This window comes from Lutimaribacter degradans, from assembly GCF_023703375.1.
GTDB classification, from domain to species: domain Bacteria; phylum Pseudomonadota; class Alphaproteobacteria; order Rhodobacterales; family Rhodobacteraceae; genus Lutimaribacter; species Lutimaribacter degradans.
The window spans coordinates 1-17,848 of sequence record NZ_JAMQGO010000002.1; the positions used below are offsets into that span (position 1 = coordinate 1).

The 17,848-nt window shown below is 63.8% G+C and carries 22 protein-coding genes and 1 pseudogene; 11 read left to right on the forward strand and 12 right to left on the reverse strand.

Annotated elements, in window-relative coordinates; genetic code table 11:
- Nucleotides 1–87: pseudogene (locus tag M8744_RS04385) on the forward strand (IS5/IS1182 family transposase); the annotation flags it as partial.
- 47 nt (nucleotides 88–134) lie between these two features.
- Here the strand turns inward: M8744_RS04385 and thyX are convergent.
- On the reverse strand, nucleotides 135–1,040 hold the full coding sequence (gene thyX / locus M8744_RS04390; protein WP_251410077.1) for an FAD-dependent thymidylate synthase: 906 nt from the start codon (nucleotides 1,038–1,040) through the stop codon (nucleotides 135–137).
- A gap of 459 nt (nucleotides 1,041–1,499) precedes the next feature.
- Between thyX and M8744_RS04395 the strand changes: the two genes are divergently transcribed.
- Nucleotides 1,500–1,928 (forward strand): VOC family protein, encoded by a 429-nt coding sequence (locus M8744_RS04395; RefSeq protein WP_251410080.1) that lies wholly within the window; start codon nucleotides 1,500–1,502, stop codon nucleotides 1,926–1,928.
- Between the two features lie 105 nt (nucleotides 1,929–2,033).
- Here M8744_RS04395 and M8744_RS04400 read toward each other — a convergent pair whose 3' ends face one another.
- From M8744_RS04400 to M8744_RS04410, 3 genes are all read right to left on the reverse strand, one after another.
- Nucleotides 2,034–2,531 (reverse strand): MarR family winged helix-turn-helix transcriptional regulator, encoded by a 498-nt coding sequence (locus tag M8744_RS04400; protein WP_251410083.1) that lies wholly within the window; start codon nucleotides 2,529–2,531, stop codon nucleotides 2,034–2,036.
- Between the two features lie 96 nt (nucleotides 2,532–2,627).
- Nucleotides 2,628–2,891: an FAD assembly factor SdhE gene (locus M8744_RS04405; protein ID WP_251410085.1), complete on the reverse strand. Its 264-nt coding sequence runs from the start codon at nucleotides 2,889–2,891 to the stop codon at nucleotides 2,628–2,630.
- A 6-nt stretch (nucleotides 2,892–2,897) separates the two neighbouring features.
- Nucleotides 2,898–3,296 carry a helix-turn-helix domain-containing protein gene (locus tag M8744_RS04410; protein WP_251410088.1) on the reverse strand — a complete coding sequence of 133 codons (399 nt, stop codon included), beginning with the start codon at nucleotides 3,294–3,296 and terminating at the stop codon, nucleotides 2,898–2,900.
- Between the two features lie 84 nt (nucleotides 3,297–3,380).
- Between M8744_RS04410 and M8744_RS04415 the strand changes: the two genes are divergently transcribed.
- Together M8744_RS04415 and M8744_RS04420 are read left to right on the forward strand one after the other, a co-directional pair.
- Nucleotides 3,381–4,583, forward strand: coding sequence for a pyridoxal phosphate-dependent aminotransferase (locus M8744_RS04415; RefSeq protein ID WP_251410091.1), 1,203 nt, complete (start codon nucleotides 3,381–3,383; stop codon nucleotides 4,581–4,583).
- Nucleotides 4,584–4,614: 31 nt separating this feature from the next.
- A complete protein-coding gene (locus tag M8744_RS04420) occupies nucleotides 4,615–5,034 on the forward strand; it encodes a hypothetical protein (protein ID WP_251410095.1) in 420 nt (139 codons plus the stop codon).
- 42 nt (nucleotides 5,035–5,076) lie between these two features.
- On the opposite strand, the gene M8744_RS04425 is transcribed toward M8744_RS04420, so the two are convergent.
- Nucleotides 5,077–6,444 (reverse strand): MATE family efflux transporter, encoded by a 1,368-nt coding sequence (locus M8744_RS04425; RefSeq protein ID WP_251410097.1) that lies wholly within the window; start codon nucleotides 6,442–6,444, stop codon nucleotides 5,077–5,079.
- A 114-nt stretch (nucleotides 6,445–6,558) separates the two neighbouring features.
- Here M8744_RS04425 and M8744_RS04430 point away from each other — a divergent pair, with 114 nt between their 5' ends.
- Genes M8744_RS04430 through M8744_RS04445 form a run of 4 tightly spaced genes read left to right on the forward strand, consistent with a single transcriptional unit; the run spans nucleotide 6,559 to nucleotide 8,660 of the window.
- Nucleotides 6,559–7,023, forward strand: a complete 465-nt coding sequence (locus M8744_RS04430; RefSeq protein WP_251410099.1) for an NUDIX hydrolase — start codon at nucleotides 6,559–6,561, stop codon at nucleotides 7,021–7,023.
- 57 nt (nucleotides 7,024–7,080) lie between these two features.
- A complete protein-coding gene (locus M8744_RS04435) occupies nucleotides 7,081–7,521 on the forward strand; it encodes a DUF1178 family protein (RefSeq protein WP_251410102.1) in 441 nt (146 codons plus the stop codon).
- A gap of 42 nt (nucleotides 7,522–7,563) precedes the next feature.
- Nucleotides 7,564–8,211 (forward strand): SDR family NAD(P)-dependent oxidoreductase, encoded by a 648-nt coding sequence (locus M8744_RS04440; protein WP_251410105.1) that lies wholly within the window; start codon nucleotides 7,564–7,566, stop codon nucleotides 8,209–8,211.
- A complete protein-coding gene (locus M8744_RS04445; RefSeq protein WP_251410108.1) occupies nucleotides 8,208–8,660 on the forward strand; it encodes an SgcJ/EcaC family oxidoreductase in 453 nt (150 codons plus the stop codon). Before M8744_RS04440 ends, M8744_RS04445 begins: the two co-directional genes overlap by 4 nt.
- A gap of 6 nt (nucleotides 8,661–8,666) precedes the next feature.
- Here M8744_RS04445 and cobT read toward each other — a convergent pair whose 3' ends face one another.
- Entirely contained in the window at nucleotides 8,667–9,677 is a 1,011-nt protein-coding gene (cobT, locus tag M8744_RS04450; RefSeq protein WP_251410110.1) for a nicotinate-nucleotide--dimethylbenzimidazole phosphoribosyltransferase, read from the reverse strand.
- Nucleotides 9,678–9,751: 74 nt separating this feature from the next.
- Here cobT and cobS point away from each other — a divergent pair, with 74 nt between their 5' ends.
- Nucleotides 9,752–10,519: an adenosylcobinamide-GDP ribazoletransferase gene (gene cobS, locus M8744_RS04455; RefSeq protein WP_251410112.1), complete on the forward strand. Its 768-nt coding sequence runs from the start codon at nucleotides 9,752–9,754 to the stop codon at nucleotides 10,517–10,519.
- Nucleotides 10,520–10,568: 49 nt separating this feature from the next.
- On the opposite strand, the gene M8744_RS04460 is transcribed toward cobS, so the two are convergent.
- The 5 genes from M8744_RS04460 to M8744_RS04480 form a co-directional block, all read right to left on the reverse strand.
- On the reverse strand, nucleotides 10,569–11,078 hold the full coding sequence (locus M8744_RS04460) for a CarD family transcriptional regulator (RefSeq protein ID WP_251410115.1): 510 nt from the start codon (nucleotides 11,076–11,078) through the stop codon (nucleotides 10,569–10,571).
- A 287-nt stretch (nucleotides 11,079–11,365) separates the two neighbouring features.
- The gene (gene fdxA, locus M8744_RS04465) at nucleotides 11,366–11,704 is read right to left on the reverse strand and encodes a ferredoxin FdxA (protein ID WP_251410118.1); all 339 of its coding nucleotides are present in this window, start codon (nucleotides 11,702–11,704) and stop codon (nucleotides 11,366–11,368) included.
- A 52-nt stretch (nucleotides 11,705–11,756) separates the two neighbouring features.
- A complete protein-coding gene (locus M8744_RS04470; protein ID WP_251410120.1) occupies nucleotides 11,757–12,143 on the reverse strand; it encodes an RNA-binding S4 domain-containing protein in 387 nt (128 codons plus the stop codon).
- Nucleotides 12,144–12,149: 6 nt separating this feature from the next.
- Nucleotides 12,150–15,014: a helicase-related protein gene (locus M8744_RS04475; protein ID WP_251410123.1), complete on the reverse strand. Its 2,865-nt coding sequence runs from the start codon at nucleotides 15,012–15,014 to the stop codon at nucleotides 12,150–12,152.
- A 15-nt stretch (nucleotides 15,015–15,029) separates the two neighbouring features.
- Complete coding sequence (locus tag M8744_RS04480) at nucleotides 15,030–15,590, reverse strand: tetratricopeptide repeat protein (protein ID WP_251410125.1); 561 nt, start codon at nucleotides 15,588–15,590, stop codon at nucleotides 15,030–15,032.
- A 69-nt stretch (nucleotides 15,591–15,659) separates the two neighbouring features.
- On the opposite strand from M8744_RS04480, the gene M8744_RS04485 reads away from it, so the two are divergent.
- Together M8744_RS04485 and M8744_RS04490 are read left to right on the forward strand one after the other, a co-directional pair.
- Nucleotides 15,660–15,950 (forward strand): SCP2 sterol-binding domain-containing protein, encoded by a 291-nt coding sequence (locus tag M8744_RS04485; protein WP_251410129.1) that lies wholly within the window; start codon nucleotides 15,660–15,662, stop codon nucleotides 15,948–15,950.
- Between the two features lie 3 nt (nucleotides 15,951–15,953).
- The gene (locus tag M8744_RS04490) at nucleotides 15,954–16,916 is read left to right on the forward strand and encodes an alpha/beta hydrolase (RefSeq protein WP_251410132.1); all 963 of its coding nucleotides are present in this window, start codon (nucleotides 15,954–15,956) and stop codon (nucleotides 16,914–16,916) included.
- Nucleotides 16,917–16,924: 8 nt separating this feature from the next.
- On the opposite strand, the gene M8744_RS04495 is transcribed toward M8744_RS04490, so the two are convergent.
- A complete protein-coding gene (locus M8744_RS04495; protein ID WP_251410135.1) occupies nucleotides 16,925–17,755 on the reverse strand; it encodes a fumarylacetoacetate hydrolase family protein in 831 nt (276 codons plus the stop codon).
- Nucleotides 17,756–17,848: the final 93 nt, after the last annotated feature.

Consider the following 17,848-nt stretch of genomic DNA (forward strand, 5'->3'; position numbering starts at 1 on the left):
CGACGTGTGGCGACCCGATACGACAGATGCCCAAAGGTCTTCCTCTCCGCCATCGCACTCGCGGCGCTCGTCATTTATTGGCTATGAGTCCTGAGCCTAACCGTTCCAAGACTTGTTCATCTGTCAACAAAGCTTTACCCTAAAACCCCCACGAACTCCCGCCATTCCCCCTTGGACATGCCGGAGTTTTCCTGCGTCACTTCTTCACCTTTCAACATCCGCCGTATACAATCAAGGGCTGTGGCGCTCAGCGTGGCGCCACCCATGCGGTAATCTTCGAAGGCCTTGTAGGCAAAGGGCACCCAGTCGGCCACCACGTTGCAGATCGCATCGGCATAGACGCGGATTTCGTATTGCGCGTGGGTGTCGGCGCGCAGGCGCAGGAAATGCAACAGGTTGTGCAGGTCGACCTTCCAGTACCACTGGGTATAGATGTTCGCGGGCAGGTTCATGCGGGCCAGTTCGCGGGCAAGGCCCTGCTGGCCGTCTTGCGAAATCATTTCCTCGTAATGGTCATAGGCGCGCATCGCGTCGTCGCGCAGGTAACGCAAGACGCGCTCGGCCTCTTCCCCTTCCAGCGCCGCGCCACGTCCCTGGTTGTTGACCACCGATTGCGCGGCCAGCGCCTCGGGCGCGGGGATATAGAACTCCCGATCCAGGATCGAATAGCGCGCGGAATACTCGTTCACATTGGCGGTGCGGTGCCGGATCCATTGCCGCGCGACGAACACGGGCAATTTCACGTGCAGCTTGATCTCGCACATCTCGAACGGGGTCGAGTGCCAGTGCCGCATCAGGTAGCGGATCAGCCCCTCGTCGTTCTGCACGCTTTTGGTGCCCTTGCCATAGCTTACCCGCGCGGCCTGGCAGATGGCGGCATCGTCGCCCATGTAATCGATCACCCGGACAAAGCCGTGATCCAGCACGGGGATCGCGGAATAAAGGTGCTTTTCCATGCCGGGCGCCACCGCGCGCAGCGTTGGCTGCGCGGCGCCGCGCAGTTCGTCGATTTCAGCCTGCTGTTCGGGCGAGAGCGTCATGGCGCATCCTTTCTGTTCCGGGCGAGTCGCCGCACCACTATATCTTGCGGAGAGGGCGGCAAAAACGGCTATATTCGGCAGCTTGCGGAGGAAATGCGCTTTTTGACGCCCCCCTTGCCGCAAAGGGCATGATCAAGGTGGTCATGCCAGCGGCGCGGGCGCGGCTGCCCGGTGCCCCCGCCACGCCAGCGCGCGCACGCCCCGACCGGGTTGCGCCGCGCCGGTATTTCCGATTACCTGAGCTTGTTCACCACGGCACCGGGCAACCGGCGGAACGATGCGGTTTTTGCCCCGCGACATCACGTTTTCGAAAGCCGGTCATGCGGGGCGTCAAGCCGCTTGCCGGCCTGACCGAACAGAGAAGCAACCGGGCTGTCCGCCGCTTTGCAACCCGCGCGACCGCGCTATCATCGGGCACCGAGTCGACATACCAATTCACCAGACACGAGGGAGAAAAAAGTGACCCTGAAATACCTGCACACCATGGTGCGCGTGAAGGACCTGGAAAAAAGCATGGCGTTCTACGAGCTGCTGGGCCTCAAGAAGACGCGTCAATACGACAGCGAGGAAGGCCAGTTCAGCCTTGTTTTCATGGCCCCCGAGGGCCAAGAGGAATGCCCGATAGAACTGACCTACAACTGGGATGGCGACGATGGCCTGCCATCCGACAGCCGGCATTTCGGGCATATCGCCTATGCGGTCGATAATATCTACGAGATGTGCCAGCACCTGCTGGATAACGGCGTGACGATCAACCGCCCGCCGCGCGACGGGCGCATGGCCTTCGTGCGCAGCCCCGACAATATCTCGATCGAGCTGTTGCAGATGGGCGACCCGCTGGCCCCGGCCGAACCCTGGGCAAGCATGGAAAACACCGGCCACTGGTAAACAACGGCCCCGTGGATGACCGCCGGTAAAACCGGGTCACGGTCATTCGCCGGCGCAGATCTGGATCGGGCGGGCCCTGGTACGGCCCGCCCACCCCGCGACCAGTCAGTAGATATAACGGATCTGATCGCTCCAATAGCGTTCGACGCGGCGCAGGGAATGGGTGATCTCGTCAATGCCGTCGGTGCCCAGAACGCCGTGCTCTTGCAAGCCGTCGGCATGACGGGCGAACAGGCCGCTCACGACATCGCGGATATTTCGCCCCTTCTGCGTCAGCCGCACCCGGACAGCGCGGCGGTCGATCTCGCACCGCTGGTGGTGCATATAGCCCATTTCCACCAGTTTTTTCAGGTTGTAGCTGACATTGCTGCCTTGGTAATATCCGCGGCTTTTCAATTCGCCCGCCGTTACCTCGTTATCGCCGATATTGAACAGCAACAGGGCCTGGACCGCGTTGATATCGAGGATACCCAGCCGCTCGAACTCATCCTTGATGACATCGATCAGCAAGCGATGCAGCCGCTCGACCAGTGCGAGCGCCTCGAGATAGCCGGTCATAAACCCCTGCTGCCCAGGCGTGGGCAATCTGCTGTGCATGCTCATCTGTCCGTGTCTCCGTGCGTGACTGCTCGGATAGGGACACTGGCGCACAAAGGCGAATAATCGGTTAAACGCCGAAAACGGGTCGTGAAATGCGATCTATTCCGCGTTGCCGATGGTGTCGCGAATATCGCCGATCAGGGCGCTGAACCGGCCGGGCGGGGCCGCCTGGCCCGAGACCCATTGATAAAGATCCTGATCGTTTTCCGACAACAGCGACTCATAGACATCGAGCTCCGCCTCGGGAAGCGCGTCAAGACGCGCCTGCGAATAGCGGATAAGGATCATGTCCATTTCCTTGATGCCACGCCGCATCGAGCGCATGCGTAGCCGTTTCAGACGTATGTCGCGCGGTTCGATCATGCCACCTCAGGTGCCGGATTTCAGCGTCAGGCGCAACTTCTTTTCCAACCGGCCCAGGCGGTCGGCCGAGGCACCGATCTGCGCCTTGAGGTCACGAATCTCGACCAGAAGATCATTGATGGCGGGGGGAATCGCTTCTTCGTCCTCGGGCGCGGCAATGCCGTTGCCCTCGCCGGTCAACAGCCACATGATCGAAACGTTCAGGATGCCCGCCATCATCGACAGACGGTTGGCGCGTGGCTCGCTCAGGTCGTTTTCCCAACCGCTCAACGTGGTCAACTTGACGCCAAGCCGCTTGGCCAGTTGTTTCTGCGTCATGCCCGCCGCTTCGCGGGCCGCGGCCAACCTGTCACCGAAAGTGGCCGCTTCGGGGCCATACCAGTCGTTCGAGCCGGTGTTTTCCATGTGTCGTGTTCCTCTGATGACGCTTGATCGCTTTTGAGGCCAAGCCTAAGACAACGCAACAGCGATTAAAACCTGGGGTGATCCATGTCCTTCCTGTCACAGACGCTTTCTCGCGTAAAACCGTCACCCACCATCGCGATGTCGAACCGCGCAGCCGAGTTGAAGGCGCAGGGGCGCGACATCATCGCGCTCAGCGCGGGCGAACCCGACTTCGACACGCCCGACCATATTCGCGCCGCGGCGGTTGCCGCGATCGAGGCGGGGCACACCCGCTACACCCAGGTCGATGGCATCTCCGAGCTGAAACAGGCCATTTGCGACAAGTTCGCCCGCGACAACGGGTTGGCCTACGCACCCGCGCAGGTCAGCGTGGGCAGCGGCGGCAAGCAAGTGCTGTACAACGCGCTGATGGCCACGCTGAACCCTGGCGACGAGGTGGTGATACCCGCGCCATACTGGGTCAGCTATCCCGACATGGTACTTTTGGCGGGCGGTCAGCCCGTCATCGTCGAGGCGCGGCTGGAAAACGATTTCAAGATCACGGCAGAGCAGCTTGACTCCGCGATCACCCGCAACACCAAGTGGTTCCTGTTCAACTCGCCCTCGAACCCCACCGGCGCGGGCTACAGCCATTCCGAATTGAAAACCCTGACAGATGTGTTGCTGCGCCATCCGCATGTGCATGTGCTTACCGACGACATGTACGAACACCTGGCTTATGATGGGTTCGAATTCTGCACCCCCGCACAGGTCGAGGCCGCGCTTTACGACCGCACGCTCACGGTCAACGGCGTGTCCAAGGCTTACTGCATGACCGGGTGGCGCATCGGCTATGCCGCCGGCCCCGAGCCGCTGATCGCGGCCATGCGCAAGGTGCAATCGCAATCCACCTCGAACCCCTGCTCGATCAGCCAATGGGCGGCAGTGGCCGCGCTCAACGGTCCGCATGATTTCATCGACCGGCACAACCTGGCCTTTCTGCGCCGCCGCAACCTGGTGGTCGACACCCTGAACGCCATTCCCGGCATCACCTGCCCCCGCCCCGAGGGGGCGTTCTATGTCTATCCTTCGATCGCGGGTTTGATCGGCAAGAGGACACCCGATGGCATTCTGATCGAAAGCGACGAGATCTTTGCTACCGCGCTGCTGGATGCCACCGGCGTGGCGGTGGTGTTCGGCGCCGCCTTTGGCCTGTCGCCCTGCTTCCGTATCAGTTACGCCACGTCCGACGACGTGCTGTCCGAGGCATGCAAACGGATAGGCGACTTTTGCAGCGAATTGATGTAGGCCCACAAAGCAGGCGAGCACAGAGACACATATGGCAGGCGAACTTCCCCCGTATTACTTTCGCGTCCGTGACAACGGGGCGTTCGTGTTCCGTGTTGACACCGAGAACCGCCAAAGGCGGATCGAGATGGATCAGATCGCTGTCGTCAACATCAACAACGGCCAGATCAAGCCGCATGGCGACCGCCCGCTGTCGGAAGAAGATCTGGCCGCGATCCGCGACTGGATGGCCCAGCGCGTGCGGGTGCTGGCGGAACGCGATATCGACGATATCCATCGCACCGTCGATCACCTGAACCAGACCACGCATTGGGCGCAATCACGCGCCACCGAAGAGCAGCTTGAGCTGGTGACGGACACGTTGCTTTTGGCCATGCACGATCTGCGCACGGTGCTGGTGCGCAAGAAGGCCGACAGGATGCTCGCCCAACGTGGCCTCAAGGAGGAGTGAGCTCGCTGGTCGCCGCCAGGCCAGCCCGGCGGAAACTGGCGATCACGCCGCTTGCGCGGCTGACAAGCGCGGCAGGCTGATCCGCCAGAACCGCCACATCATGAACACGCCGGCCAGCGCCAGCCCGATCGCCAGGCCCAGCCAGACGCCGACACCGCCAAGGCCAAGCGGAAACCCAAGGACATAGCTGAACGGCACGCCCACCGCCCAATAGCTGAACGCCGCGATGACCATCGGCACGCGCGTATCCTGCACCCCGCGCAACAGCCCCAGCGCCATGACCTGTGCCGCGTCCACCAGCTGAAACAGCGCCGCGGCCGCCAACAGCCCCACGCCGATGACGATCACCGCGCCGCGCTCGGGGTCGTCGGGCGACAAGAACAGGGCCATCAGGGGCTCTGGCGCCAACACGAACAAGACAACTGTCAATGTCACCATCACTGCGGACACCGCGATGATAACCTTCCCCCCGCGCCGAAGCCCCGGCAGATCCCCCCGCCCCAGTGCCCGGCCCGCGCGGACAGTGGCGGCATTGGACAGGCCCAGGTGCACCATGAACATGGCCGATGTGATCTGCAGCGCGATACCATGCGCGGCCAGCGGCAAGGTGCCCAGCCAGCCCATCATAAGCGACGAGGCGCCGAACAGCCCCACCTCGGCCAGGTTGGTGATGCCGATGGGCCAGCCCAGTCGAAAGACAGCGCCGAACGCCTCCCAATCGGGGCGCCACAGGCGCTGGAACAGCGCGTGTTCCGGCGTGACCAGCGCGGCATAGACGATCAGCGCCAGCGCCGATACGCCCTGCACCGCAAGCGATGCGATGGCCGCACCGCGTATGCCCAGCTCGGGCGCGCCCCAATTGCCAAAGATCAACGCGTAATTGACCAGTATGTTCACACCCACCGCCGCCACGGTCACCCACAAGACAACCTGCGCGCGCTCCAGCGCCGACAGGTAGGATTTCAGCACCATCACCACAAGCGCCGGAAAGATGGCCCAACCGGCGATCCGCAGGTAATCCTGCGCGCCCTGCGCCACGGCGGGTTGCTGGCCGGCCAGGTCCAGCAAAGGCGCCGACCACCAGAAAACCGGCATCGCCGCCGCGCCGAACAGCATCGACAGCCATTGCGCCATGCGTGTAACCCGGCGCACCTCGGTGATGCGGCCCGCACTTTCGGCCTCGGCCACCATGGGCATGACCGCCCAGGCAAAGCCCGAGCCCATGATGAACAGCACGAAAAACAACATACCGCCCAGCACTTGCTGGGCCAGCACCTCGACATCATACCAACCCAGCATGATCGCATCGGTCAACGTCACGGCAAACTGCGCCAGGTGGCTGCCGATCAGGGGCAGGCCCAGCACCATGATGGCGCGCATGTGCTGCATATGGCTTTGTTCAGGCTGCATGCCATCCGATTACCCCCGCACCCTGCCCTGCACAAGCGCAACAATCGCCGCTTGATCGCACCCCGCTTTCACGCAACAGTCGGCATGGGCAGGCAACCGCGCAGGAGGCACCGGGTGGCGCGAAATTTTGCACCGAAAACCGCGCTGTCGCACCAGGTAGGCGTGCACACGCAATACGCCGCCTTGTGCTATCGCTTGCGCAAGGACAAGCCGCAGTTCCTGCTGGTCACCTCGCGCGGAACGGGGCGGTGGATACTGCCCAAGGGCTGGCCGATGAAGGGCAAGTCACCGGCCAAGACCGCCCTGCGCGAGGCATGGGAAGAGGCCGGCGTGCGTGGTCGCGCGGGCAAGGATCCGATCGGGGTGTATTCCTATCGCAAGGTCGTGGGGCGCGGGCGGGTATTGCCCTGCGTTGCGTTGATATTTCCGGTCGAGGTCAAATCGCTTGATTCCGATTTCCCCGAGGCAAAGCAACGCCGCCGCAAGTGGTTTGGCCGCAAGAAGGCCATCGCCCGCGTGACCGAGCCCGACCTGGCCGCCCTGCTTCGCGATTTCGACCCGCAGGGCTGGCGGCGATAGCTTGATCTTGCAGGCACCGATGTTATGTAAACTGTCGAACTTGCAGAGGTCTCGTTCATGATTCAATTCACGCTCAAATGCGATGAAGGCCACCGCTTCGAAAGCTGGTTCCAATCCGCCGATGCCTTCGACAAGCTCAAAGGCGCCGGCTTGGTGTCTTGTGCTGTTTGCGGATCTGACCGGGTTGAAAAGGCGCTGATGGCGCCTGCCGTGCGCACCACCGACAAGCCCGTGCCAGCGCCCGGGGCCTCGCCCACGCCGCTGTCGGCACCGGCCAGCCCGGCCGAACAGGCCATGGCCGACCTGCGCCGCAAGATCGAGCAGAACAGCGATTACGTGGGTATGAAATTCGCACAAGAGGCGCGCGCCATCCACGAAGGCACCGCACCCGAGCGTGCAATATATGGCGAGGCGCGCCCGGACGAGGCGAAGAAACTGATCGAAGACGGCGTGCCCGTCGCGCCACTGCCCTTCATTCCCGGGCGCAAATCGAACTAGCCTGGGCACAGACGCCCCGGCCCCGATGCAGGAGAAACGCCCATGCACATGGTCATCACCGGCGCCAGCCGCGGTATCGGCCAAGGCCTGATGCAGGGCTACACCGCGCGGGGCGACAACGTCACTGGCACCTCGCGCAGCGGCGATGGCGGGCTGATCCGGCTGGATGTTACGCGCCCCGACGATATCCGCGCCCTGGGTACGGCGCTTGATGCGCAACCCGTCGACCTGCTGGTGTGCAACGCCGGGATATACCCCGACAAGGGCCAGAACCTTGCCGATGGCTATCCGCCCGAGATGTGGGCGGAAACCTTTGCCGTGAATGTCACGGGCGTGTTCCTGACGGTGCAAGAGCTGCTGCCCAACCTGCAGATGGCCGCGCGGCCGCGCATTGCCATCATCTCTTCGCAGATGGCCAGCGATGCCCGTGCGCCGGGCGGCAGCTATATCTACCGCGCGTCAAAGGCTGCTGCGCTGAACCTGGGCCGCAACCTGTCTGCCGACCTTGCACATCTGGGCGTCGCCGTGGGTATTTACCATCCCGGCTGGGTGCAGACAGACATGGGCGGCCTCACGGCCGAGATCACGGCAGAGGCGGCGGCGGCCGGGCTCATGCAACGGTTTGACGAACTGGACATGGCCACCACCGGCTGCTTTCGCACCTGGGACGGGCGGGACCACCCGTATTGACCGCCCTGCCCGACCGCCCCGAGGATATCCCCCGCGCTTTCGCCGATGCCTGGATGGCGCGCGATGCGCGCGCGCTGGCCGCGCTGTTTACCAAGGATGCGGAATTCGTGAATGTCGTGGGCGTGTGGTGGCACGACCGCGCGGATATCGAACGCGCACATGATTACGCCCTGCGCAGTTTCTTTGCCGAAACCACGCTGAAACCGGGCGTTGTGAGGGTGAAACGGTTGGGCGAGGCGGTGGCGGTGGTGCAATGCCGTTTTACCCTGACGGGCCAACGCCTGCCCGATGGCCGCGTTGCCGGCCCGCGCCGCACGATCCTGAGTTTCGTGGCACAGCGGCGCGACGCGGGCTGGCAGGTGGCCGCCGCCCAGAATACCGATATTGTCGAAGGCGCCGAGACACTGGCCAATACCGGCCCCCTGCGCCCTATCGATTATCGAAAATAGCGCGGTTCAGCCGTCACTTACCCCCGCCTCGGCGAATGTGGCCATGCCCGAATGGCACGCCACCGCACCCTGTACCACGCCAATGGCCAGCGCCGCGCCCGACCCCTCGCCCAGACGCAGCCCCAACTGCAAGAGCGGCTCTTTGCCTAGATGCTCCAGCAAGCGGGCGTGACCCGGCTCTACGCTGACGTGACCGGCCAGACAGTGATCCAGCGCAGCGGGGTGCTCGGCCACAAGACAGGCGGCGGCAGCCGTGCAGATGAACCCGTCGAGGATCACCGGGATACGCAGAACCCGCGCCCGGGCGATGGCCCCTGCCATTGCCGCAAGTTCGCGCCCGCCTAGACAGCGCAGCACCTCAAGCCCCGTGACGCCGGAATGTTTAGCCGCGCCCGCCGTGACCACCTCGGCTTTCAGCGCAAGCCCGGCGTCGTCCACGCCGGTGCCGCGCCCGACCCAATCGGCAGCCTCCCCCCCGTAAAGGGCAAGCGCCACGGCAGCGGCGGATGTGGTGTTGCCAATGCCCATCTCGCCCGTCACCAGCAGGTCGGCCTCGGGGGCGACGGCGTTCCAGCCCGCTTGCAGCGCACGCAGGAACTCACCTTCGTCCATCGCGGGGGCAAGGGTGAAATCTGCGGTGGGTGTGTCCAGTTCCAGCGCGTGCACATCCATCCTCGCGCCGAATTGCTTTGCCAGTTGGTTGATCGCGGCGCCGCCGGCCTGGAAATTCAGCACCATCTGGGCTGTCACTTCGGCCGGAAAGGCGCTGACCCCCCGCGCGGTGACGCCATGGTTTCCTGCAAAAACAACCACTTGCGGATGGTTGGCGCGGGGCCGGTCCGTGCCCTGCCAACCGCCCATCCAGATCGCCAGATCCTCTAACCGGCCCAACGCGCCGGGCGGCTTGGTCAACTGCTCGTTGCGGTTGCGCGCAGCATCAAGGGCAGAGGCGTCGGCGACCGGCGCAGCGGCCAGGCGCGCGCGCAGGTCTTGCAGGTGGGCAATCGTGTCAGGCATCGGAACTCTCGTTGATTGGCGTTGTCTCTCCGTGTTTAACCGACGGTAGCCTGACGACAAGGAGCGTTCTGACAATGCCGCCACCCGAAACCGACAAGGCCGCCTTTCGCGCGGCCGATATCCTGGCCGCCATCGGCTTGCTCACGCGCCTGCCCGTGCGCCTGCACGACGACATCACGGCACGTGGCGCGCGGGCTGCCTGGGCCTATCCGCTGGCCGGCGCGGTGGTGGCGGGCCTGGCCGGGGTGCTGGGTTGGGCCGCCCTGGCGCTGGGGCTGACACCCGCGTTGGCCGCCGGGCTGGCGCTGGCCGCGCTGATCGTGGTCACCGGCGCCCTGCACGAAGACGGGCTGGCCGATTGTGCAGACGGTTTCTGGGGCGGCTGGACGCGCGACAGGCGGCTGGAGATCATGAAGGACAGCCGGATCGGCGCCTATGGCGTGCTGGCGCTGGTATTGGGCGTGGGGCTGCGATGGGCGGCGCTGACCGCACTTTTTGCCAAGGGTTGGGTTGTCGCGCCGCTGATTATCGCCGCCATGGGCAGCCGCGCGGCGATGCCTGCGCTGATGGCCGCCCTGCCCCATGCCCGCGACACCGGCCTGTCACACCAGGTCGGCCGGCCAGATGCACGGGCAGCGACGGTCGCGCTGGCACTGGGCTTGCTTGCCGCCGTGCTGCTGGGTGGGCTGGCAACCGCGTTCTGGGCCACCGCCGCCGCGCTGTTAAGCGCGCTGGCCGTGGCGCGACTGGCACGGGCGCGGATCGGCGGGCAAACCGGCGATGTGCTGGGCGCGACGCAGCAATGCTGCGAAATCGCGATCCTGCTGGCATTGGTGCCATGAAAAAGGCCGCGCCCTGTTTGGGACGCGGCCAATCATCAAGGGCGTGTCGTCACGCGGCGCGTGACAGCAGCGCTTCGTCAACCTGCTTGGCGGCGTCCGTTTCGTCGCCGCCCGCCACGGCGGCCACCTCGCGGGTCAGGCGCTCCAGCGCCGCTTCGTAAAGCTGGCGCTCGGAATAGCTCTGCTCGCGCTGGTCGTCGGTGCGATGCAGGTCGCGCACAACCTCGGCAATGGCGATCAGATCGCCCGAGTTGATCTTTTGCTCGTATTCCTGGGCCCGGCGCGACCACATCGCGCGCTTGACCTTGGCCTTGCCCTTGAGGGTTTTCATGGCCTGGCTGACCACGTCGGGGCTCGACAGGCTGCGCATTCCGACCTCGGTCGCCTTGTGTGTTGGCACGCGCAGCGTCATCTTGTCCTTCTCGAACGAAATGACGAACAGTTCCAGCGCGATGCCGGCAATTTCCTGCTCTTCGATCGACACGATCTGTCCTACGCCATGGGCGGGGTAGACCACGTATTCATTGGGCCGGAACTCGGCTTTCTTGGATTTGCTCATTCAGTCCTTCCTTGCAACGGACGCTCATCATCCGGCGACAATCTTCACGGCGCGGCCGATACGACCCCGTCGTGAAAACAGAATTTAGAAAAAACCGGGTGGCAGCATCCGGTCCGGTGCGTCAGGTGCTTGTTGTCATATGGCTGTGACATTACCATAAAAACAGGGCACGCGCAAAATTCACCCTAAAGGGCGCCGAATCTGCCGTTTTTTACAAATGTCAACTATGCAGAACAGCCGGCGACCCGATCTAACCTTACGTCACAATCGTCAAAGTTGCGAATCGGTTATCCGCCTTCGCCCGGAGCCTCGCTGAAATATTTTTCCAGTTTCCCGGTTTCGCCGTCGCGCTCTTCGGCGTCGGGCAGCGGGTCTTTCTTGGTGATGATGACCGGCCACATTTCCGAGTACTTGCGATTGAACTCGACCCATTGTTCCATGTCAGGCTCGGTGTCCGGGCGGATCGCGTCGGCGGGGCATTCCGGCTCACACACCCCGCAATCGATGCATTCATCGGGATGGATGACGAGCATGTTCTCGCCTTCATAGAAACAATCGACCGGGCAGACCTCGACGCAATCGGTGTATTTGCAGGAAATGCAGTTATCTATAACGACGTAGGTCATGACTGTCTCGTATTCTTGACGGTTGCCTCGTGACCTAGACCAGCGCGCCGGATCAATCAAGCACCCTGCGTCGCGCTGCGTCGATCTTTCGCCGATCACGTTTGGTCGGGCGGCCACCGTCGCCATGAACATTGTCATAACGCGGCGCGCGGGCCGGCGGATCGGCCGGTGGCGCACTCAGATCATCGTAAAGACCCTTTGCCTCGGCCGCCGGGCCGCGCCTTACACCGATGGCCACGATGCGCACCACGTGCACGCGACCGGCCTTGGCAAATGTCAGCACGTCGCCCGGCCCCACCTTGTGCGCCGGTTTACCCGCCTTGTCACCATTTACCCGCACGTGCCCCGCACCAACCATGTCAGAGGCGACCCCGCGCGATTTTGCAAATCGCGCGTGATATAGCCACTTGTCCAGCCGAATCCGGGGCGCATCGGACACCCGCGATCACCCCTTGTCTTTCAGCCCCATCAGCGCGGCGGCAAAGGGGTTGTCCGGGTCGATCTTGTCAGCCTTTTTCGGCGCGGCGGAATAGCTTTTGGCCCCTTGCTCGCGGCGTTGGCCCTTGCCCTTGGGCGGGCGGCCCTTGCCCTTGGCTGGCGGCTTGCCACGGCCCTTGGCCTGGCCCTGCGCATCGGGGCGGCGTCCGCCACGGGCGCGACCGGCCCAGGTGAAGGTGTAATAAACCTCGATCTCGGGCGCGTCCGCCGCGGCATCGGGGGCATCGCCCACGGGGACTTCGCCTTCGCTGGCCTCGGGGTTGTCGGCGGGCACCTCTGCTTCGGCGGGTGGTTCTTCGGCTATGGGGGCAACGCCCTCGTCGGGGATGTCCGCCACCGCATCGGCTGCCACCGGCGCCTCTGCCGCTTCAACATCGGCGTCTGCGGCTTGCGCGGCATCCTGTGCGGCAGCGTCAACCGCCTCGTCCACGGGTTTCACCTTTTCGCGCTCGCCCTTTTCGGCCTTGTAGCCCAGGCCCTGCATCAGGTCGGCGAATTGCTCCAGCGTCATGCCGGTGATCGACAGCATGTCGGCTGTCGCCTCGAACCCGGCGCGGCTGTCCTGCCCGCGCAGCATATCGGCAAGACGTTCAAGCATGTCGATTCGAATCGCGCGTTCACCCGCAGCGCGGTAACCCGCCATCGCGTGGTAGCCCTGCGGCGCGCCATTATCGGCCGGCACGGTCACCAGCCCGGGCGGCGGCGCCTCGGGGAAGGTATCAAGACCCTGCGCCAAGCCCCACAGCACCAGCCGCAGCCGCGTGGGCGCCGGCTTCAGCAATAGCGGCATGAAGATCGTGAACTGGCCAAACCGCACGCCATGCTTGCGCAGGGCGCCGCGCGCGTCCTGGTCCAGGGCCTTGACGTCATCGGCCACCTGCCCGCGTGGCAGCACGCCCAGCCCTTCGACCATGCGAAAGGCAAAACCGCGCGCCAGCCCGGTCAGGGCCTCGTCGCGGCTCATGGCCAGAAGCGGCTCGAACAGCGCCGCAATCTTGCGGTCAATGAAATGCTGCAAGCGGCGTTCGACCTTCTGGCGCACGTCCGGGCCGGCCTCGTCATCGACGAAACCATGCACCTGCGGCTTGAGCGGATCGGCCCCGGCCACCAGCTTGCCCACAGCCTGCTCACCCCACATGAGACCGCCCTGCTCGGTAAAGTCGATCTCGGTATCGGGGGAGTTGTAGAACCGATCGGCCCGCAGATGGAAATGCGGCACCAGCGCCTGCAACGACGCGCTGCGCAGCGTTTTGGCCTCCTGCCCGGTCGCGTCCTTGTCCTGACGGAACCGGAACCCCTCCAACCGCCCGGCGAATTCGCCCTCGACGGTCACTTCACCCTTGTCATTCACTTCGGCCAAAAGGGCCTCCTTCTGCTTGAGCCGGCGCAAAAGCACGCTGGTGCGCCGATCCACAAATCTTTGTGTCAGACGAGTGTGAAGCGCATCTGACAAGCGGTCTTCTACCGCGCGGGTTTCGCCGCGCCAATGGCTTTCATCATGCACCCAGCCGTTGCGCTGCGCAACGTAGGTCCATGTGCGGATGTATGCCAAGCGTTTCGACAGTGCGTCGATATCGCCATCGGTGCGGTCGATCCGGCGGACCTGCCGGGCCAGCCAGTCATCGGGCACCCGGCCGCTTTCGTGCAGAAACCCGAAAATCCGTTCCAGCAACCCGGCGTGCTCGGCATGGCTGATGCCACGGAAATCGGGGACGCGGCAGACATCCCAAAGCAGCCGCACAGCGCGGGCATCCGACGCGCGGGCCCGCACCTCGCCCAGATCGGCAAGCGATTTCAACGCCAACAGGTCATCGCTGTCGCGGGTGCGCACCAACAGTTCGTCGCCCGGATTGCGTTCGAGCGAGCCGATCAGCGCCTCGGGCGAGCCGAAATTCAGGTCCGGATTGCGCCATTGCAGTTTACGGATCGGGGTAAACCGGTGATCGCAAATCGCCTGCGCCACTTCGTCGGCAATGGGCGGCGCCTCGCCCGTGACGCCGAAAGTGCCATCCGACATGCCCCGCCCCGCGCGACCCGCGATCTGGGCCAATTCGTTCGGCGCCAATTGCCGCATGCGACGCCCGTCGAACTTGGACAACGAGGAAAAGGCGACATGGTTGATATCCAGGTTCAAGCCCATGCCGATGGCATCAGTCGCCACCAGGTAATCGACTTCGCCATTCTGGTACAGATCGACCTGCGCGTTGCGCGTGCGCGGCGAAAGCGCCCCCATAACGACCGCGGCGCCCCCCTTTTGACGGCGCAGAAGCTCGGCAATCGCATATACATTTTCAACCGAAAAACCGACGATTGCGCTTCGTGGCTGCATCCGGCTTATCTTTTTCGAACCTAGATACGAAAGTTGCGACATCCGCTCGCGATGCATGAACTGCGCGTCGGGCACCAGCGCCGTGATGGTCTGGCGCATAGTGTCGGACCCCAGGAAAACCGTTTCGTTCAACCCGCGCGACCGCAACAGGCGATCGGTGAAGACATGGCCGCGCTCGGGGTCGGCGCAAAGCTGGATTTCATCCACGGCCAGGAAATCGCAACCCAGCCCCTCGGGCATCGCCTCGACCGTGCAGACCCAGTATTTTGCCCGCTCGGGCACGATGCGCTCCTCGCCGGTGACAAGCGCCACGACCGAGGGACCGCACAATGCGACGATCTTGTCATAGACCTCGCGCGCCAGCAGCCGCAGCGGCAAGCCGATGATGCCGGTGCGATAGCCCAGCATCCGTTCGATCGCGTAATGCGTCTTACCGGTATTCGTCGGCCCCAGAACCGCCGTGATCCGCGCGTTTTGGGCCATGTCGCCCCCCGCCTGTCAGAGTTCGCGGCCCTCGACCTGCGTTTCAAGCCGGGCGCGCGCTGCCTTGGCCTTGTCGTAATGCGGGTGCAGGGCAAGGACAAGCGCATAGGTGTCATAGGCAAGTTCGGGCTGGTTCACCTGCTCCAGCACGGTTGCCAACCCGTAAAGCGCGTCGAAATGTTGCGGGTTGATCAGCAATGCCTGTTCAAGATCGGCCAGCGCGGGGCCGGCCATGTCTTCGGCAAAATACGCCTGCGCACGGCCATGATAGGCTTCGGCGAAATTCGGCGCATGGTCGATCACGGCCGAGAAATGCTCGATCGCCGCGTCATGTTCGCCCCGTTCCAGCGCGTCCTTGCCCCGTTGAAGCAGCAAATCCATCGAATCCGACCCGCTTTGCGCCCATTTCATGCGAATTTCGCGCGTGATAGATTTCGAATCGACCTGCTCGGCGTTTTTCAGCCGCTCGTAAAGCGGTGCCAGATCCGCCTCTTGCGCGAAAACGGGTAGGGAAAACGTGACCATCAGCACGCTTGCCGCGAGGATATGTTTGAGATTGAAGCGTCGGATGCTCATAACAGGGGATAGTTTAACGCGCCGACGGCCCAAGACCAGCCCCCGGCGGATCAAAAAAGGATGAGACACATGAGCGACGTGATCGAAGCAGCCGTTTCCGCGCTGAACGAAAAGATGAGTGGCGCCGATTTCGACGGCACCGCGAAATTCGTGATTGAAGGCGAAGGCGCCGTAGTGATCGACAGCGATGGTGCGCGCGCCAGCGACGAAGAGACCGATGTCACTCTGACCGCCGATGCCGATACGTTCCAGTCGATGCTGTCGGGCGATATCAACCCCACCGCCGCCTTCATGTCGGGCAAGCTGACCGTCGATGGCGACATGGGCCTGGCCATGAAGCTGGGCAGCGTGCTGGCCTGATCCATGGAAAAGGCGCCGTTTTTTGACCATCTGGCCGAAGGCCCCGAAAACGGTGCCGCCTGGTGGTTGCGCACGTCGGACGATGTGCGCATCCGTATAACCGTCTGGCCCTGCAAGGGGGCACGGGGCACGGTCCTGCTGTTTCCGGGCCGCACCGAGTATGGTGAGAAATACGGCCGCGCGGCCGTCGACCTGGCCGCACGCGGGTATGCCACCCTGGCCATAGATTGGCGCTGCCAGGGCCTGGCGGACCGTCTGCTGGATGACCCGACCGTGGGCCATGTCGGCAGCTTTGCCGATTACCAGCGCGATGTCGCGGCGGTAATCGAGGGCGTGCAGACGCTGGACCTGCCCCGCCCCTTTCACCTGATCGCCCATTCGCTGGGCGGCTGCATCGGCCTGCGCGCGGTGATGAACGGGCTGCCCGTCAACTCCTGTGTCTTTTCCGCGCCGATGTGGGGCATCATCATTTCGCCGGTGCAACGGCCCGTCGCCTGGGCGCTTGGGTGGAGCGCCTCACACCTGCAGCTTGGCAACACGATGGCGCCGGGCACCAGCCCCGTGCACCTGGTCACCAGCGCCCCGTTCCAGGGCAACCCGCTGACGACCGACCCTGACATGTTCGATTACATGAAGCGCCATCTTGACGCGCAGCCGGCGCTCAGCCTCGGTGGCCCCTCGATCCGCTGGGTGCACAAGGCCCTGGTGGAAATGCGCGCGCTGGCACATTTACCCGCGCCCGACCTGCCCTGCCTTGCCTTCCTGGGCACATCGGAACAGATCGTCGACGCGGGGCGCATCAAGGCGCGGATGGATAGCTGGCCCAACGGCGAACTGGTCATGCTGGACGGGGCCGAACACGAGGTGATGATGGAGGTGCCAGCCATCCGCAACCAGGTGTTCGACCGTGCCACCGCGCTGTTCGATGCCAACGCGAAGGCACGGCCGGGCACAGCCGTGGCCTGACGCGCGCCTTAGGCGTCGCGCTGAATTTCCTGCCGCTGCGCGCCCAGCTTCTCGATGCTGGCCGACATCACGTCGCCTTCTTTCAGGAATTTCTGAGGTTTGTGCCCCATGCCCACGCCCGGCGGCGTGCCCGTGGCGATCACGTCGCCCGGATGCAGCGTCATGATCTGGCTGAGATGCGCAACGATATGCGGCACCTTGAAGATCATGTATGACGTGTTGCCGGTCTGCATCCGCTCGCCGTTCACCTCCAGCGACATGGACAGCGCATTCACGTCCCCCACCTCGTCCGGGGTTACCAGCCACGGCCCGATGGGCCCGAACGTGTCGCAGCTTTTGCCCTTGGTCCATTGGCCGCCCCATTCCATCTGGAATTCACGCTCGGACACGTCATTGACAATGGTAAAGCCTGCAACGTGATCCATAGCCTCGGCCTCGGACACGTATTTGGCGGTCTTGCCAATGACGATGCCCAGCTCGACCTCCCAATCCGCCTTGTGCGCGTTGCGCGGCAGGATCACCGGGTCGAACGGGCCGTTGATGCAGCTGTTCGCCTTCATGAAAACGATGGGCATCTCGGGCGGTTCGGCGTTCAACTCGGCGGCGTGATCGCTGAAGTTCAGGCCGATCGCCACCAGTTTGCCGATCTGGCCCACCGGCACGCCGATGCGCGGCTCACCCTTGACCAGCGGCAGATTCTCAAGATCGACCGGCGGCAGATTGCCCAGCACGTCCCCCGCCAGATCATCCACCACGCCCGACAGGTCGCGCAAGCGGCCCTCGTGGTCCAGTACGCCGGGTTTTTCGGCCCCGCGCTCGCCGTAGCGTACGAATTTCATTCTATCCCTCCTGGTTTCGGTTTGCCGCCACCCTACTGCCGCCGCAGGAAAGGGCAAGCTCTGGCGCCGGGGCAAGGTGGCCCTATCATAGGG